Here is a 17,537-nt window from a genome sequence, read left to right as displayed (position 1 = left end):
CTGTATACTATTGCTATATGTAAAAAAAGGGAGGAAGAAAATGGTTCTACTTGGTGCGCTAGTGAATGGGCTTGGGATTTTGATTGGCTCTGTTATTGGCATGAAATTACATAATATCCCTGAACGTATGAAAGACACGGTCATGAAAGGGATGGGTTTATCCGTTATCGTCCTTGGCATTCAAATGGCATTTAAAACGAGCAACTCGCTTATTGTCATTTTAAGTATTTGTTTTGGAGCCGTTATTGGGGAATGGCTTAATATAGATTATCACCTGAATCAGCTCGGGCACTGGATTGAACGTAAAGTCGGTGCCAAGGGAAAAAGTAATGTTTCAAAAGGCTTTGTGACAGCTACACTTATTTTCGTGATTGGTGCGATGGGGATTATTGGTGCGCTTGATAGCGGCATTCGCGGCAATCATGATGTACTTTATACGAAATCGGTGATGGATGGATTTATCGCCCTACTTCTTAGTACGACACTTGGTTGGGGCGTTATGCTTTCTGCGATTCCAGTGTTTCTCTTTGAAGGCATTATCGCGTTATTCGCAACCCAGATTAATCAATTCGTTCCGGCAGACCTGATGGCACTAATTATAAAGGAATTAACGGCTACAGGCGGGATTATGATTTTGGCAATTGGTCTAAACTTGCTTGGTTTAACCAAGATTCGGGTCGCGAATCTTGTTCCGGGGATTTTAGTCGTTGCGCTGATTGTTACCGGGCTTTATTATTTTTAAAAGAAAAAACAGAGAATCGCTCATCTCTGTTTTTTTAATTTCGTTTAAATGGCGCTTCTACATCTAAACTTATTAAATCTGTATATGTTTGCGGTTTTCGGTAGGCATTTCCCCACGTTTCATTTTCCCGGTAAGTTCGAATCTCGTCTAAATTAAATTCAGCAATAAAAATACCTTCTGAAACGTCCTCTGTTTCAATAATCGTATTATCGCGGTAATCCCCATTTTCATCAAAAACAATCGGGGAAAAAGCAGTGGATCTGCCCCATTTTTCGCCAGGATAGTTTGCCATCGCTACGCCAACCATGTTTTCAAAAGCACGAGAATTTAGTTGATTAAGTCTGGCTGGATTTATATCACAAGCATTTGGAACGAGGATAATTTCTGCCCCTTTTAACATGAGAACTCTGGCGCTTTCTGGAAACTCGCGATCATAGCAAATCATGACCCCCAGCTTAATACCATCAAACTCACAAACTTTAAATTCCTCGCCACTTTGTAGTAATATTTCTAAAGAAAAATCACACGTATGGACTTTGGCATAGTCTAAAATTATTTCTCCTTTTCGGTCAATAATAATAGCAGTATTTTGTATTTTTTGTTCCGTTTTAGACAAATACGTAGCGCAAATGCCAATCTGCAACTCTTTGGCAAGTTCTTTCAGTGTCAAAACATACGCACTGTCTTCTGTGATAGCTTCATTTAACCACTTGGTTCTTTCATTATCAAAATCAGTAGCTAGTGGATGATTAAAAGCATCTTCAAAAGGTGGCGCATAACCATTTGACCACATCTCAGGGAAAAGTACTAAATCTGCCCCTTTTTCATGCGCTTCTTTTATATATTTAATGGCTAATTTCAAATTGGCTTCCTTATTATTTGGTACTGCTTTTTGTTGGATTAATGCGATTTTTATAGTAGTCATATAGCGCCTCCCATTAGTAAATCTTCATGTTATTATAACATTTATTCTTGGAAACAAAAAAACACCAACAACCCGAAAGTTATTGGTGTTTTGCCATATAAAAGCTTACATGCCGCCCATAAAGAATGCTGTTGTTAGTTCTTGCATGAATGCCATATCGTTTTCCATTTTCCATAAAGAATCGTCATCTGGATCTGCTTTTAATTTAAGTGTAACTGTTTTAGCCTCAGATACTGCATCTGCATTTTGAACAGCTTTCGTATAGATTTCCATTGTTTTTTCAGCCATTTTTTGATCATCTGTTGCAAGAGATGGATCAGCTGTTGCTGCTTTTGTTAATTCTTCAACTAATTCTGTTTGAACGCCTTTCATATCAAGCCCTTTAACAGCGAATTGAATTTCTGGACTTTCTTTGTCGTCATTTGTTACTTTAGTAGTATACGAAGTTTTTTCGTTTACTTGTTTGCGAAGTGCATCATAAAACTCATCCACTTGTTTGTCTAAGTTTACATCACTAGAAAAGCTTGCTGTAAATGTACTGATAAAGCTTTCTTTAAAACTAGTTTCAAATTCTTTTTCGAATTTAGAACCATCTTCACCATATACATCTTTTACTTTATCCGTATCTTTGTTGTAGACTACGGCATTAACTGTGATTTCTCCTGCTTTTTTTGGTTCTACCCTTGATGCGCCACATGCACTTAATACAAGTACCATTGCTAGCACAAGAACCATACTAAATAACCCTTTTTTCATTAGTAAATCTCCCTTTCTTATTTGAATTCCACTTCATTGTACAGAATGAAAAGGGAAAAGCCAACTATTTCACAAAAAGTGTCATAAATTATACATATTTCTGAATTAATTGAGGTGAAAGACTTGAATAAAAAGACAAATGCGTGTCGGATTTTAGATAAACAGAAGGTAAACTATGAATTACGTGAGTATGCCTGGAGCGAGGATTCCCTTGATGCGCTTCATGTTGCGGCAGAAACAGGGAATAATCCCGCACAGATTTTTAAAACATTAGTCCTGACTGGTGACAAAACAGGAAATATTGTAGCGTGCATTCCTGCCGATAAGACTTTGCATTTAAAACATTTGGCAAAGATTAGCGGTAATAAAAAATGTGAATTGATTGCGGTAGATACGTTAGAGAAGCTGACTGGCTATATTCGCGGTGGATGTTCGCCGATTGGAATGAAGAAATTATTTCCAACGTTTATTGATAACAGCGCTGAATCGCTTGATACTATACTGATTTCGGCTGGAAAAAGAGGATTACAAATCGAACTAGCCCCTACTGATTTGAAAAAAGTAGTACGTGCGGAGTTTGCGATGATTAAGGAAGAATAAAGTTTTTACAAGGGAGTTTTATTTTTATGAATTTATCTGTTTATGTTGCAAGTGCATTTAGTAAGAATAATAAAGGTGGAAATAAGGCGGGTGTCGTATTGAACGAACCAACACTCGCCACTGCTCAAAAAATGGCCATTGCAAAACAATTAGGCTATGCGGAAACTGCTTTCCTAACTGAATCTAACTGTGCTGATTATAAATTAGAATATTTTACTCCGAAAGAAGAAGTCGATTTATGTGGTCATGCGACAATCGGCACTTTTGCGATTTTGATGCATTTAAATAAAATTCATAAGAGCCAGTATACAATTGAAACAAATAGCGGTGTACTGACGATTACGATAAAAGATGGCACTATCTTCATGGAACAAAATCAACCAACTTTTTATGATACAATTCCCCCCAATAAATTAACAGGTTGTTTTAACTTAAATTTACTAAATACTAACTACCCTATTCAAATTGTGTCAACTGGTTTAAAAGATATATTAATTCCAATTAAAAGTGAAGCAGATTTATATGCCCTAGAGCCGAATTTTGAAGAGGTTAAAAAAGTCAGTAAGCATTATGAAGTAGTCGGAATGCACCTGTATACTTTTAATGCTGACCAAATTATTTGTCGGAATTTCGCGCCACTATACGACATTAATGAAGAAGCTGCGACTGGGACCTCTAATGGTGCTTTGGCCTGTTATCTTTATAAAAATCACTACTTACGAAAAGAAAATTATGTATTTGAACAGGGCTATTCTTTGCACTCGCCTTCCGAAATCTTCGTTAATCTAGTCATAAGTAATAAAGACGAAATAGAGAAAGTGTATGTGGGCGGTAAAGGATATTACTGTGAGATGCAGGATTTAAGCATGGAGTAACTCATGGTAAATATATTCCACTTCACTTCATTTCATTATAATAAAAAAACTGTAGGCAAAGTATTTTTATACTTCGCCTACAATCTCAGCCGAAAAGAAAGGTGTCTTTTCGGTTTTTATTTATGATTTTTCCAAAGAAACATCGCTGAAGATAGTAGTAGAATTCCTGCCAAAAAGTCATTGTATGGATTGGAATCGCCAGTTTTTGGTAAGACAGACGTTTCTTCTTTTATTACGTTGGTACTAGAATCTATTTTAATAATCGGGTTTTTGATTGGTGGATTTACTATTACTACTGGTTTATTTTTACGGTAGATATAATCGATTGATTGTGCTTCCGCCGAAAACACACCATTAGCATTTGTAGGAGTTTTTATCAACGTGTAGCCATCTATTTCTTTAGCTAGTGTATTATAAGCCTCTCCCACACGACCATTTAGAACTACAGAGTCAGCAATTTCTTTACCATTTTCATCTAAATAGTTCACTGTCACTGGTAAGGCGGAAATAGCAATCGGCGTATACATATAAGTTACTGTTTGCGCATTTGTTGTAAAGGTTCCTTTTGCATTTGGAGGTATTGTTGTGAGTGTGTAACCAGCAATTGTTTTCGGTTGAGTTGAGTAAGATTCTCCGATATTACCAGTTAAAACCTCACTTTTCGCGATTTTTTGACCTGTAGAGTTTCTATAATTAACGGTAATAGGTTGGGCTGTCTCAGCGTTTTTCGCATAGATATAATTAATTATTTGAGGTTCTGTCGAAAAAGTCCCCTTGGCATTGGCAGGTGTAGTTGTTAAAGAATAGCCGTCAATTGTTTTAGCTGTTGTCGTATAGTTTTCACTAATATTTCCGGTTAAGGTTTCAGAAGGAGCAATTGTTTTTCCATCTGTATCGATATAATTAACAGTAACTGGTTGCGCTATAGGATCTTTTGTGTAAGTATATGTGACAGTTTGTGGGTTTGTTGAAAAAGTTCCATTAGCATTGGCAGGTGTAGTTGTTAAAGAATAGCCGTCAATTGTTTTAGCAGTTGTCGTATAATTTTCGCCCACATTTCCGCTTAATGTTTCAGTGGGAGCAATTGTTTTTCCATCTGTATCAATATAATTAACAGTAACTGGTTGCGCTATAGGGTCTTTTTTATAAGTATATGTGACAGTTTGTGGGTTTGTTGAAAAAGTTCCATTAGCATTGGTTGGTGTAGTTGTTAAAGAATAGCCGTCAATTGTTTTAGCTGTTGTCGTATAATTTTCGCCCACATTTCCGGATAAAGTAATGGAGTCTGCTAACACTACTCCAGTTGTGTCTTTATATTGAACGGTAACATCTCCTCCTTTTACTGGGGGTGTTACTGTGATAGGAACTCGTACTTTTGCAAAAGGGTTGGAATTGGTTGATAAAGTACTTTTGATTGTTATATAGCCATTTCCTGTGGCAGTAGCAACACCGTTAGTTAGAATGTTATTAGAGGTCCCGTCATCATAATACATAAATTCATGTTGTTCAAATAACGTTCTGCCTGTTTTTAAGCCCAGTTTTGTTTTATCAGGAGTTAATGTTTTTAGATCTGTATTTAATGGGACTTCAATTCTTGCTCCACTATACGTTAGCTGGTCTTGTTTTTGATGATAATCATTTGGTGGATTGTTGTAAAATTCGAGCATGTTATCTGCTTGATTAAAATTATCTAACCAATCAGCAGGAATGTCAGAAACTAATTGATTTCCTGTAGTTAGTAATGAGAGCTTACTTTCCCACTCAGTAGTGAAGATATTATCCGGAAGCGTAATTAGCTCATTATAGCGTACATCCAGCGATCCTAAATGAGGGGATAATGTGGTTATTTCTGAAGGAATCTCTTTAATTTTATTTCTATTTATCTCAATAGAACTTAGAGAAGGCATCTGTAATAGAATCATCGGAAATTCTTGAAAATTATTATTGTCTACGTTGATTCTTGTTAGTTTTGTTAGTTTAGTGATACTAGTTGGAATTTCTGAAATCGTTCCATTAAGGGCAAGTAAAGTATTGAGATTCTTATAATCAGAAATTTTGTCGGGTATTGATGAAGCATCACCATAAATATCTAATTCTTGTATTGTTTCTAAATCTGCGAGTGTAATATCTTCACGATTTTTTGACAAGACTCTTTCTGTTTCAGTGATAAAGGCTTCATTACCATCTAATTCTTGTTCAAGCCAAGAAGTGGATGCCGCCTTCGTTTCGAGCGTATTCCAAGGGACAATGGTTGTTAGCGTGAGAAAACAAATAAAAATTAAAACAAATTTTTTCAAAAAATATAGCACTCCTTGTATCTTGTATTTTAGCAACTTGATTTAGAATAATTATAATATACAAAACAACAAGCCAATGTATTAACAAAAATACTATTATTGCGGATATAGTTCTATTTCGTGTCATTTTTGTGAATTTTATCTAAAAAAGCCACCTATTTTATAGGTGGCTTTACATTAATCATTATCCGTTTGGACGTGCTCGCTACTTGATGATGCAACATGTTTCACTTTCTGAGCTATCGCGCCAACTGGGTCTGCATCCCGCGCTTGTTTTACTTTGTTTCCAATCATTTCGACTGGGGCGCTTTCTCGTACTTGTTTTGCTTTACCAAGGATTTTTTCTCTTGGGTTGAATCGTGTGTTTGTTTCTTTCTCGGTGATTACTTCTGTCGTTTCTAGTTGTTTTCTTGCGATGGAGAGCATTAATTTGATTCGATTTAGTTGGTTCACAGAGCTTGAGCCGGCATCGTAGTCAATGGACATGATGTTAGCTTCTGGATACATTTTTTTAAGCCCTTTAATCATGCCTCGACCAGTAATATGGTTTGGCAAGCAAGCGAATGGTTGTAAGCAAGCGATATTTGGTACATTACTATCGAGTAATTCAAACATTTCCCCTGTTAAGAACCAGCCCTCACCCATTTTATTTCCGAGTGATAGTAATTGACTCGCTTTTTCAGCGATAGATTCGATACTCGCCGGTGCTTCAAAGCGTTCACTTTTCTTCAGCGCATCAGTTACTGGTTTGCGGAATTGATTAATAAGTGGAATCGCAACGCTTTGTTTCGCGAATGATTTTACTTTGGAACGACCAAATGTATTGGCTGCAAAGTGATCGTCATAACAACAATATAAAATGAAATCTGTTAAATCGGGAACAACCGCTTCTCCGCCCTCGTCTTCAATAACATCAACAATATTGTTATTAGCACCCGGATGGAATTTCACGAGAATTTCTCCAACGACACCAACTCTAGGCTTCACTTCATTTGTTATTGGTAAGTTGTCAAAGGCGCGAACCATTTCATTTGCTAATTTTTTATATGCTCCAAAAGAGTAATTTTCCATTAACGCACGACCAGCATCGAGATAATGACGGAATATTTTATTCGCGCTCCCTGGTTCCACTTCATATGGTCTAGTACGATAAAGCATCCGGTCGAGCGCGTCACCTAAGCTAATTCCGGCTAGGAAACGAACAAGAACTTTTGGCGTCATTTTAAAGCCTGGTTGTTTTTCTAAACCGTTGGCGTTAAGAGAAATAACTGGGATATGATCTAGGCCAGCTTCTCCGAGAGCTTTTTTCAGCATCGAAATATAGTTGGTAGCCCGACATCCACCACCTGTTTGCGTCATCAATACCGCTAAATTATTTACATCATAATCGCCGTGTTTCAGCGCATCCATCATTTGTCCAATCGTTAAAATTGCTGGATAACAAGCGTCGTTATTGACGTAACGTAAGCCCTCATCCACTGCGCGTGGTGTAACTGCTGGTAATACTTCCAAGTTATAACCGCCCACTTTACAAGCTGCTTCTAACATTTCAAAATGGGTCGGAGCTAGCTGTGGCGCTAAAATAGTATACGTTTTCTTCATTTCCTTTGTAAATAATGGACGTTCTTTTGGTTTCGGCATAATCCCTGGTTTCACGTTGTTTTTCTCACGTTCTTCCATTGCTGCTTTTAACGAACGAACGCGGATACGTGCGGCACCAAGGTTATTGATTTCATCGATTTTAAGTAGTGTATATACTTTATTATGACCTTCAATGATTTCTTGGCACATATCCGTCGTAATTGCATCAAGCCCACAACCAAATGACGTCAATTGCACAAATTCTAAATCTTCACTTTTAGCAGTAAAACTGGCTGCACGATACAGTCTTGCGTGATATTTCCACTGATTCTCAACCCGAAGTTTATGGTCCATTTCTCCAAGATGAGAAATCGAATCTTCCGTAAGAACCGCCATGCCGTTCATCGTAATGAGTTCCGGAATTCCGTGATTCACTTCTGGATCAATATGGTATGGATGCCCTGCAAGAACAATCCCTTTGATTTTGTTTTTCTTAATGTAAGTAAGTGCCGCTTCTCCTTCTGCTTGAATGTCTTTGCGGCAAAGTTCTGCTTCCTCTAGCCCTGCTTGGACTGCTTTTTCCATATCCGCGGCTGGGACTTCCGGGAAAGCGAGACTCATTTGTTCGATTAATGCTTTTTCATTATCTAAAGTTAAAAACGGACTGATCATTGGAATATTTTTCTCTTCCAAAGCATCCACATTGACACGAATAACTTCTGGGTAACCAGCCACAACAGGACAGTTAAAGTTATTCGTTGCTTCACCGAATTCCGGTTTTTCGTAAACGACAGATGGGTAGAAAATGCGATCTGCTTTTTTCTTGATTAAATCCATAATATGACCGTGTGTTAATTTGGCTGGGAAACAAACTGCTTCGGAGGCAATCGTTTCGATACCTTTGTCGTATAGGTTTTTGGATGATTTCGATGATAAAACCACTCGGAAACCTAAGTTCGTTAAAATCGTATGCCATAGTGGATAATTTTCAAAAACGTTCAATGCGCGTGGAATACCAATGGTCCCTCTAGTTGCTTCTGATTTTTTCAGCGATTTGTAATCAAAGGTACGTTTTAGTTTATACGCATATAAATTGGGCAGTAAATTACGCTTCGTTTCGACACGTTCCCCGCGTTCACAACGATTTCCACTAACAAACATCCGGTCATCGCCAAATCTTGTCACTGTAAGCTGACATGTGTTACTACAAAGGTTACAGCGCGACTGCGAAGTTTCCGCGCTAAATTCACGTAATTTTTCTAATACGAGCATCTCCGTTACTTCGCCAGTTTCGTAATGTTCGCGGGCAATTAAAGCGGCCCCGTATGCTCCCATCATTCCGGCGATATCCGGTCGAACTACTTCACGTCCAGTTAACAGTTCAAAGGCACGCAAGACTGATTCGTTGTAAAAAGTTCCACCTTGAACGATTACTTTTTCACCAATGTCTTTCGGACTGCGGAGTTTGATTACTTTTTGTAACGCGTTTTTTACGACTGAATAAGCAAGACCCGCAGATAAATCTTCCATGCTCACACCTTCTTTTTGCACTTGTTTCACTTTGGAATTCATGAAAACGGTACAACGTGAACCTAGGTCTACAGGTGCTTTTGCTTCCAGCGCCCGAGCCGCAAACTCTTCAATGGATAAATTAAGTGTTTGCGCAAATGTTTCAAGAAACGAACCACACCCGGCCGAGCAAGCTTCATTAAGCATCAAGCTATCCAGTGCGCCTTTTTTAATTTTCATACATTTCATATCTTGTCCACCAATGTCTAAAATAAAATCAACATCCGGTAAAAATTCACGAGCAGCACGATAATGCGCCACTGTTTCAATTTCGCCAACATCAATTTTTAGTGCGGCTTTAATAAGCGACTCGCCGTAGCCTGTAATTCCAGACTGCGCAACTCGAACTTTTTCCGGTAAAATTTCATATAAATAACTCGTTGCGTCAATAACTGATTGAAGCGGATTCCCATTATTACTAGAATAAAACGAGTAAAGAATTTCATTGGTTTGGCTCATTAAGATTAATTTGGTCGTAGTTGATCCTGCATCAATGCCTAAATAAGCATCCCCTTCATAATCTTCCAGTTTTGCTCGTTTGGCTTTCATTTGATTATGACGCGCACGAAAAGCTTCTAAGTCTTCTTGCTTTTCAAAAAGTGCTGGTAAAATGACCGTATCCGTCGCCATCGTGGTCATATCCATATTGGAAAGGCGGTAAATCATATCATCTACTTTTAAAGGTACATCATTTAATCCAGTAAAAGCTGTTCCAAGTGCAATAAAATATTCCGCGTTTTGAGGCGCAATAATATCACTATCTTTCATCTTCAATGTTTCTGTAAAACGATAGCGCAATTGATCAAGGAAAGTAAGTGGTCCTCCAAGAAACGCTACTTTTCCGCGGATTGGACGTCCACAAGCAAGCCCACTAATCGTTTGTGTCACCACACTTTGGAAAATTGAAGCGGCAATATCTTCTTTTCTAGCCCCTTCATTAAGTAGTGGTTGCACATCTGTTTTGGCGAACACGCCACATCTGGAAGCAATCGGATAAATCGTATTCGCATTTTGTGCCAGTTCGTTTAAACCTGTTGGATCTGTTTGAAGCAGTGTCGCGATTTGGTCAATAAAAGCACCAGTTCCACCCGCGCAGGCATTATTCATTCGTTGCTCAATCCCACCACTGAAATAAATAATCTTCGCATCTTCCCCGCCCAGCTCGATTACTACGTCTGTCTCTGGAATTACTTGCTCCACTGCTTCCGTACAAGCAATTACTTCCTGCACAAAAGGTACATTCAAGAATTTAGAAATCGCTAATCCGGATGATCCCGTAATTTTGAATGTCATTTCTGTCATGCCACATTTTTTTTGCATATCCTGCATGATTTCTAATGTAACTTTTTTAATGTCTGAATAATGTCTTCTGTAGGTTTGAAATAAAATATCCCCCTGGTCATTAAGTGCTACGGCCTTTGCTGTTGTTGATCCCACATCTAACCCTGCATGAATCATTTTCTCATCCCTTTCATTACGCACTACTTAATATGTATGTAACTTCACATATAATCTGTCATTTGTACGTTGCTTCACATAAATAGTTATTTCTAAAAATGAGTGAGTACTCACTCGATATGCGAGAATGCGACAAAATGCTCTAAACACCTCTCATTCTACACGATTTTTTTCATTTGTAAAGAATTTCGCGGAGCATTTTCATGCCGAAAAAAAGCAAGCATTCCCTAAAATAGCTCCGTTTAGCGAATGCTTGCTCAGTTATTAATTATGGCGAATTTTTGTCTTTCGGTTGGAAGCTTTTAAAACTTGATAAGCGATACCTAAAATCAAGAACCATACTGGTGTGACGAAAAGTGCGATTCTTGTATCTGCTGCAAAACCGAGGATAACTAGTAATCCTCCGAAGAAAATTAAGCTAACCCAGTTCATTAAAGGAGATAATGGCATTTTGAATTTACTTTTTTCTGCGATTTCTGGATGTTTATGACGAAAACGTAAATGCGCCACTAAAATAACGCCCCAAACCCAGATAAAGCAAATCGTCGCGATACTTGTTACTAAAATAAATACTTGTTCTGGTAAGAAATAATTTAAAAACACACCAATAAGTAAACATGCTGTAGATGTGATTAACGCTGTTGCTGGAACACCATTAGAGCTCAAATGATGCATTTTTTTCGGTGCTTTTCCTTCTGCAGAAAGAGTATAAAGCATCCGGCTTGTACTGAAAATCCCACTATTACAAGAAGACATAGCAGCCGTTAACACCACAAAGTTAATAATACCGGCAGCTGCAGGAATCCCAATCATCGTAAAGACGCTTACGAATGGGCTTGTGTTTGGATCAATATTGCTCCACGGATAAATCGACATTAATACGAGTAGCGCACCAATATAAAAGATTAAAATCCGAATCGGAATATTATTAATGGCTTTTGGAAGTGTACGCTCTGGATCATCCGCTTCTCCTGCAGTAACCCCAACAAGCTCAATTCCAACAAAAGAAAATGTCGCCATTTGGAATGCTAGCAAGAACCCGGCAATTCCATTCGGGAAAAAGCCACCATAATCTACTAAATTAGAAAATGAAGCTGTACTTGTGCCATGTTTGTAACCAATAAATACGAGTACAAATCCAATAACAATTAAGGCAATAATAACAACCACTTTAATAATCGCAAACCAAAATTCGATTTCACCAAAAGCTTTAACAGTTGCTAAGTTAAACAATAGAAGTATCAAAACACATGCAAGTGCTGGGATCCATTGCGGTAAGTCTGGCACCCAAAATTTTACGTACATGCCAACTGCTGTAATTTCTGCAATACCTGTCACAATCCAGCAGAACCAATATGTCCAACCAGTAATAAAGCCAGCCCATGGTCCAATAAATTGCTCTGCGAATTCTGTAAAAGATCCTGTTGTTGGGTTATGTATTAATAATTCACCCAAAGCTCTCATAACAAAGAATAAAATAGCCCCAATAATTAAGTAAACTAACATGATAGAAGGTCCGGCTAAATGAATTGACTTCCCTGCTCCTAGAAAAAGCCCTGTACCAATTGCTCCGCCAATCGCGATTAACTGAATGTGTCTATTTTTCAGCCCTCTTTGCAATTCTTCTTTTTGCTCTTCCATCCAAATTCATCCCTTTCGAGTAATTAAAAAGAATAAAGTGCCGAGTTAATTCAGCACTTTATCGATCAATCTACTTCTCTACTTTACCAATTTATAAAGGGATTAGCAATCTTTTTATGTGTTTTTATTGGTCTAGACAGTTGATAATACTGTCTTAATATCATTAGCAAGAAATAATTTTTTCACAAACTTTTTAGAATTCTGCAGCACTTTCCTGCGCTACCGCTTTAGCAGCTGCAACGATTTCCGCTTCTTTGCTCGGATTGTGATCAATTCCTTCTACAAAGATTGATGGTACAACATTAATACCGATAAATTGTAAAATAGTACGTAAATAAGGTTCTCCGTGAGTAAATGAACTTGTTGGTCCAGCAGAATAAATACCGCCACTACCATGGATTAAGATTGCTTTTTTATCTTTTAAAAGTGCTTCTGGACCGTGCTCAGTATAACGGAAAGATTTTCCAGCAATAACAAAAGTATCAATATAAGCTTTTAATAATGGCGGGATTCCAAGGTTCCAAAGCGGGAACACAAAAACATATTTGTCTGCTGCTAAGAATTGTTCCGTAAGCACATTATAAGCATTTAATTTTTTTTGTACATCTGGCGCTAAATCAGTGAAAGCTTTGCCAGCTTGTAATTCTCTACCAGCTGTCATTAATTCTAAATCTAATAGTGGTACTTCTGTATTATATAAAACTAATTCTTCTACTGTATCAGAAGGATTTTTGGCTTTATATTCGGCCATAAACGTTTCGGCAACTTGCGAACTTCTTGATACTTCATTTGGAAGTGGTGACGCTTTAATAAATAGTACTTTTGACATTATGAACACCTCATCGATTTTATTTGTTCCTTCTATATAATAGTACTATCCGCGTAGCTAGTCAATTTGATTTTTGGTAAATAAACATTGACATTTTCACTAGTCATGCTAAGATAAATACAGAATTCCAGAGTGTATTAATCGTTTATAATACACTAATCGTGCATCGATACACTAAATGGAGGTTTTATGATGAAGCGTATTGACCGTATTTATGAATTTATTTTAGAAAATCCTTCCACGAAAACCATTCGCGAACAATTAGAGAAGAATGAAGGTTTTACAGCTAGTACTATTTCAGAAACATTATCTATTTTAAGAAATAATGTCAGTATGGAATTGAATGAACTTCACAGACAAGGAAAAATCATTAAAATCGTTGGCCGACCAGTGCTTTATTTTCCTAAAAAAGCGGTAGAAGATGAAATTGGGCGTACACTTTCTGATAATGAATTGGAGTTTGACAGCTGTGAGCCCCTTTTAAAAATGCTCAAACCAAGTATTGTTGAAAGAAGCCCTTTTGATGATTTAATTGGTGTTAATGACAGTCTTAAAACCCCTGTGGAGCAGGCCAAAGCCGCTGTACTCTATCCACCAAATGGTTTACATACAATGATTCTCGGACAAACTGGTGTTGGTAAGACACTTTTCGCTAATTTGATGTATCGTTTTTCGCAACATGCCAAACGTCTACCTGCTGATGCGCCGTTTATTATTTTCAATTGCGCCGATTACTATAATAATCCGCAACTTTTGATGTCGCACATTTTTGGGCATGTTAAAGGTGCTTTCACCGGTGCTGACAATGACAAAGGTGGACTTGTAGAAAAAGCGGAAGGTGGAATTTTGTTTCTCGACGAAATTCACCGTCTCCCTCCTGAAGGTCAGGAAATGATTTTTTACTTAATGGACTCTGGTACGTATAATAAACTTGGCGAAACGGATCGAACCCGAAAATCGAACGTTTTAATTATCGGTGCTACTACCGAAAATCCGGAATCTTCGCTTTTGAAAACGTTTATGCGTCGTATTCCGATTATTATTACGCTGCCAAGTTTGGAGGAACGTACGGCGTTTGAACGTGTGGAACTTTTAAAATACTTACTTTCTAGTGAGGCGCACCGAGTTAATAAACCGATTCGTATTGAAGATGAAGCTGCCAAAGCGCTGATTGGTAATACAACTTATGGAAATATCGGGCAATTAAAATCCAACATTCAACTCGTTTGCGCACAAGGTTTCCTTAATAGTTTCGACAAAGATGAAGAGATTTTGATTGATTTTAAAACGTTGCCGATTAATATAAAAGACGGCTTCTTCCACTTCAGTAACCGTCGCAAGGAACTTCAAGCAATTGCGGAATACTTGGAGCCATATACGACGATTTTCCCTGAACTAAATAATACGTTGATTACATCGGACGAATATGAGCCGAATTTCAACCTTTACAAAATCATTGAAGACAAAGCATCGATTTTAATGGATCAAGGTGTGGAAGATGATGATATTAAGAAATTTATCAAGATGGATATCGATATTCACCTTAACAGCTTTTACAATAAGTTTAAAAATACGATCCACAATCGCGAAAATATCTTAAAAATCGTCAATGAAGAGATCCTGAATTTTGCGGAAGGTGTTGAACTCCGAATTGAACATCAGCTTGGTAAAAAGTTAAACGAGCGTTTCTTGCTTGCATTTAGCCTTCACCTTACCTCTTTTATTAAACGAATTGAAAGTAACAAACCATTAAAATATACGAATATCGAAAATGTGGTCAATGATCAACCGGAAGCCTATGAATTATCACGGGAAATTAAGGATGATATTGAGGCTACTTTCCACATCCGGGTTCCTAATATGGAAGTCATGTATTTAACACTACTCATTAGTTCCCTTTTAAAAGAACAAGAAAATGCTCGTGTCGCCGTACTCGTCGCAACGCATGGGAATAATACAGCGAGTAGCATGGTTAGTGTTGCGAAAAAACTACTCGGTGAAGGACTCGTGGAAGGAATCGATATGCCTCTTGATCAAAGTCCGAAAATCGTGCTTGATAAATTGACCGAGCGCGCGAAAGAAATGGATATGGGGCGCGGTCTACTTCTTCTGGTCGATATGGGCTCCCTTACAAGTTTTGCTCCGGTCATTTCGGAACGTACTGGCATTCCAGTTCGCTCGATTGATATGGTCTCCACCGCAACTGTTATTGAAGCAGTTCGAAAATCCAATATTCTCGATATGGAACTCGATAGCATTTACGATTCCCTGAAAGATTTCCGAGGTTATGGTGGCTATAATTCTGATGACGATACACTTGATTCCAATCAAAAACCACACGCCATCATTACCATTTGCGCGACTGGCGAAGGTACTGCAGAAAAATTACAACTGTTTATCGAAAATATTTTAGATACCATTACGACAGATGCCATTAAAGTGATTCCGATTGGTTTGCATGAAATGGATACGAAATTGGAGCAGTTACAAGAAGAAAATGATATTTTGATGGCAGTCGGTATTCAAGATCCGAAAATCCAAATCCCCTTCATCCCGCTCGAACGACTTTTCGGAATTGATGGCGAGGAGCAACTTGTTAGCCTCGTGAAGCAACGTAATATTATCGTAAAAAAAGGCGAAACTGGTCGCATCGCAAAAGAAATTATCGAAGAAAGTCTTAACGAATTTCTAACCTACCTCAATCCGAAGAAAACGATTGAAATTCTAAGCTCGTTTGCTAGTGTACTGGAGAAAAAGTTAGGATACAAACTCGATAATACCTTTAAAATCAATCTACTCATCCATGTCGGTTGCGCCTTAGAGCGTATGGTTCTAAATGATGGTTTAATTTACCGTGAACCAAAAGATATGCTTGAAACAAATATCTTTAAAGCGCTAGAACAAACAAATAAAGAAGTTATCTACAAAATGAACTTAAAACTGACGAATGACGAACTATGTTATTTGTATGATATTTTGAACGAAATCCAACCAGAAGTACTTTCATAATTACAAACAAGCCAACATTTTTTCATAAGTTGGCTTGTTTTATTTTCAGCAATTGCGTTTTCTGGCTAATCTTTTAGGGTAATGATGTATGTATGTCTAAGATTAGTACTTAGTGTATTAAGCTACGTATCTAGCGTATTAAGGCGCGCCGCTTCTGTTAGTACACGCTTACAAAAGCCTTGAACCGCTTCTATTAGCAAAGGAGGTTGTTTAATACAGAAATGTTGGCACAGTTTTTGCGTTAGTATTAATGGATGATTATATCCACGCTTAAGGAGGAGATACCTATGCCAGTTGGAATTATCATTGGCACACATGGTGAAGCTGCGCGTGAATTGTTGAAATCAACTGAAATGATTATCGGCAAACAGGACAATGTAGAATTTATTACTTTTGTTCCTGGAGAAAACACTGATACGCTTATTACCAAATACAAAGAAAAACTAGACAAATTGGATACTTCTGAAGGCGTTATTTTTATGGTTGATTTATTTGGCGGCAGTCCTTATAACGCATCTAGCCAAATCGCCCTTCCAGAAGACAATATGGATGTTGTCACGGGGGTCAATATTCCCATGTTACTTGAAACGCTCTCAATGCGGGCTGCAAGTAATCAAAAAGATCTAGTTGAAACAGCTCTTACAGCAGGATCAGGTGGCGTTAAGTCACTCAAACAATCATTACCAAAAATAGAAACCGAAGTCGGGGAGGACGATTTATAATGGAAATTCGCTTAGCACGTATTGATGATCGCTTAATTCATGGTCAAGTAGCAACCGTTTGGACAAAAGAAACGCAGGTAGAACGTATCATCGTTATTAGTGACGATGTAGCAAAAGATGAAGTGCGTAAAACACTTCTTACACAAGTAGCACCTCCAGGAGTTAAAGCAAGCGTCGTGGATGTACAAAAAGGTATCCGCGTATACAACAACCCTAAATATGCTACAACTCCAGTCATGCTATTATTCACTAACCCTACCGATGTGCTAACACTCGTAGAAGCAGGTGTAAACATTACAACTGTAAACATTGGTGGTATGGCATTCCGCGAAGGTAAACATATGATTACAAATGCTGTGTCTGTGGACGAAACGGATGAAGCAGCATTCCGCAAATTAGATGAAAAAGGAATTGAACTTGAAATTCGTAAAGTCGCTTCTGACAATAAAGTCAAACTTATCCCATTACTAGATAAAGATAAATAATTCATCCGCGGCTCGCTTGTTTTTTAGAGCCCCGAAAATGCAAACGTT

12 protein-coding genes are annotated in these 17,537 nt (G+C 37.8%); 6 read left to right on the top strand and 6 right to left on the bottom strand.

Annotated elements, in window-relative coordinates; translation table 11 throughout:
- The first annotated feature begins 40 nt into the window (after window positions 1–40).
- On the top strand, window positions 41–742 hold the full coding sequence (locus LMOATCC19117_RS04120) for a DUF554 domain-containing protein (RefSeq protein WP_003726296.1): 702 nt from the start codon (window positions 41–43) through the stop codon (window positions 740–742).
- A 34-nt stretch (window positions 743–776) separates the two neighbouring features.
- On the opposite strand, the gene LMOATCC19117_RS04115 is transcribed toward LMOATCC19117_RS04120, so the two are convergent.
- Both LMOATCC19117_RS04115 and LMOATCC19117_RS04110 read right to left on the bottom strand, forming a co-directional pair.
- A complete protein-coding gene (locus tag LMOATCC19117_RS04115; protein ID WP_003734266.1) occupies window positions 777–1,667 on the bottom strand; it encodes a carbon-nitrogen hydrolase family protein in 891 nt (296 codons plus the stop codon).
- 105 nt (window positions 1,668–1,772) lie between these two features.
- The gene (locus LMOATCC19117_RS04110; protein ID WP_003726294.1) at window positions 1,773–2,423 is read right to left on the bottom strand and encodes a DUF5105 domain-containing protein; all 651 of its coding nucleotides are present in this window, start codon (window positions 2,421–2,423) and stop codon (window positions 1,773–1,775) included.
- A gap of 123 nt (window positions 2,424–2,546) precedes the next feature.
- Between LMOATCC19117_RS04110 and ybaK the strand changes: the two genes are divergently transcribed.
- Together ybaK and LMOATCC19117_RS04100 are read left to right on the top strand one after the other, a co-directional pair.
- Complete coding sequence (gene ybaK, locus LMOATCC19117_RS04105; protein ID WP_003726293.1) at window positions 2,547–3,023, top strand: Cys-tRNA(Pro) deacylase; 477 nt, start codon at window positions 2,547–2,549, stop codon at window positions 3,021–3,023.
- Between the two features lie 26 nt (window positions 3,024–3,049).
- The gene (locus tag LMOATCC19117_RS04100) at window positions 3,050–3,898 is read left to right on the top strand and encodes a PhzF family phenazine biosynthesis protein (RefSeq protein ID WP_003726292.1); all 849 of its coding nucleotides are present in this window, start codon (window positions 3,050–3,052) and stop codon (window positions 3,896–3,898) included.
- Between the two features lie 116 nt (window positions 3,899–4,014).
- On the opposite strand, the gene LMOATCC19117_RS04095 is transcribed toward LMOATCC19117_RS04100, so the two are convergent.
- From LMOATCC19117_RS04095 to LMOATCC19117_RS04080, 4 genes are all read right to left on the bottom strand, one after another.
- Window positions 4,015–6,195, bottom strand: a complete 2,181-nt coding sequence (locus LMOATCC19117_RS04095; RefSeq protein ID WP_003734265.1) for a MucBP domain-containing protein — start codon at window positions 6,193–6,195, stop codon at window positions 4,015–4,017.
- A 177-nt stretch (window positions 6,196–6,372) separates the two neighbouring features.
- Window positions 6,373–10,803, bottom strand: coding sequence for a 2-hydroxyacyl-CoA dehydratase (locus tag LMOATCC19117_RS04090; RefSeq protein WP_003734264.1), 4,431 nt, complete (start codon window positions 10,801–10,803; stop codon window positions 6,373–6,375).
- Window positions 10,804–11,067: 264 nt separating this feature from the next.
- Window positions 11,068–12,444 (bottom strand): amino acid permease, encoded by a 1,377-nt coding sequence (locus LMOATCC19117_RS04085; protein WP_003727161.1) that lies wholly within the window; start codon window positions 12,442–12,444, stop codon window positions 11,068–11,070.
- 193 nt (window positions 12,445–12,637) lie between these two features.
- Entirely contained in the window at window positions 12,638–13,273 is a 636-nt protein-coding gene (locus LMOATCC19117_RS04080) for an FMN-dependent NADH-azoreductase (RefSeq protein ID WP_003734263.1), read from the bottom strand.
- 192 nt (window positions 13,274–13,465) lie between these two features.
- Here LMOATCC19117_RS04080 and LMOATCC19117_RS04075 point away from each other — a divergent pair, with 192 nt between their 5' ends.
- The 3 genes from LMOATCC19117_RS04075 (at window position 13,466) to LMOATCC19117_RS04065 (ending at window position 17,489) form a co-directional block, all read left to right on the top strand.
- Entirely contained in the window at window positions 13,466–16,282 is a 2,817-nt protein-coding gene (locus LMOATCC19117_RS04075) for a sigma 54-interacting transcriptional regulator (protein WP_003727163.1), read from the top strand.
- 287 nt (window positions 16,283–16,569) lie between these two features.
- Complete coding sequence (locus LMOATCC19117_RS04070; protein ID WP_003721901.1) at window positions 16,570–17,004, top strand: mannose/fructose/sorbose PTS transporter subunit IIA; 435 nt, start codon at window positions 16,570–16,572, stop codon at window positions 17,002–17,004.
- Complete coding sequence (locus LMOATCC19117_RS04065; RefSeq protein ID WP_003721900.1) at window positions 17,004–17,489, top strand: mannose/fructose/sorbose PTS transporter subunit IIB; 486 nt, start codon at window positions 17,004–17,006, stop codon at window positions 17,487–17,489. The genes LMOATCC19117_RS04070 and LMOATCC19117_RS04065 overlap by 1 nt, the downstream gene beginning before the upstream one ends.
- Window positions 17,490–17,537: the final 48 nt, after the last annotated feature.

Origin of the sequence: Listeria monocytogenes ATCC 19117 (assembly GCF_000307025.1) — a bacterium.
Classification (GTDB): domain Bacteria; phylum Bacillota; class Bacilli; order Lactobacillales; family Listeriaceae; genus Listeria; species Listeria monocytogenes_B.
The sequence above is the reverse complement of the archived record's forward strand: the minus strand, read 5'-3'. Positions and strand labels throughout refer to the sequence as shown.

Bases quoted from the DNA above. Each gene is read 5' to 3' on its own strand.
- LMOATCC19117_RS04120 (WP_003726296.1), top strand. From the start codon at position 41: ATGGTTCTACTTGGTGCGCTAGTGAATGGGCTTGGGATTTTGATTGGC.
- LMOATCC19117_RS04115 (WP_003734266.1), bottom strand. From the start codon at position 1,667: ATGACTACTATAAAAATCGCATTAATCCAACAAAAAGCAGTACCAAAT.
- LMOATCC19117_RS04110 (WP_003726294.1), bottom strand. From the start codon at position 2,423: ATGAAAAAAGGGTTATTTAGTATGGTTCTTGTGCTAGCAATGGTACTT.
- LMOATCC19117_RS04100 (WP_003726292.1), top strand. From the start codon at position 3,050: ATGAATTTATCTGTTTATGTTGCAAGTGCATTTAGTAAGAATAATAAA.
- LMOATCC19117_RS04090 (WP_003734264.1), bottom strand. From the start codon at position 10,803: ATGATTCATGCAGGGTTAGATGTGGGATCAACAACAGCAAAGGCCGTA.
- LMOATCC19117_RS04085 (WP_003727161.1), bottom strand. From the start codon at position 12,444: ATGGAAGAGCAAAAAGAAGAATTGCAAAGAGGGCTGAAAAATAGACAC.
- LMOATCC19117_RS04080 (WP_003734263.1), bottom strand. From the start codon at position 13,273: ATGTCAAAAGTACTATTTATTAAAGCGTCACCACTTCCAAATGAAGTA.
- LMOATCC19117_RS04075 (WP_003727163.1), top strand. From the start codon at position 13,466: ATGAAGCGTATTGACCGTATTTATGAATTTATTTTAGAAAATCCTTCC.
- LMOATCC19117_RS04070 (WP_003721901.1), top strand. From the start codon at position 16,570: ATGCCAGTTGGAATTATCATTGGCACACATGGTGAAGCTGCGCGTGAA.
- LMOATCC19117_RS04065 (WP_003721900.1), top strand. From the start codon at position 17,004: ATGGAAATTCGCTTAGCACGTATTGATGATCGCTTAATTCATGGTCAA.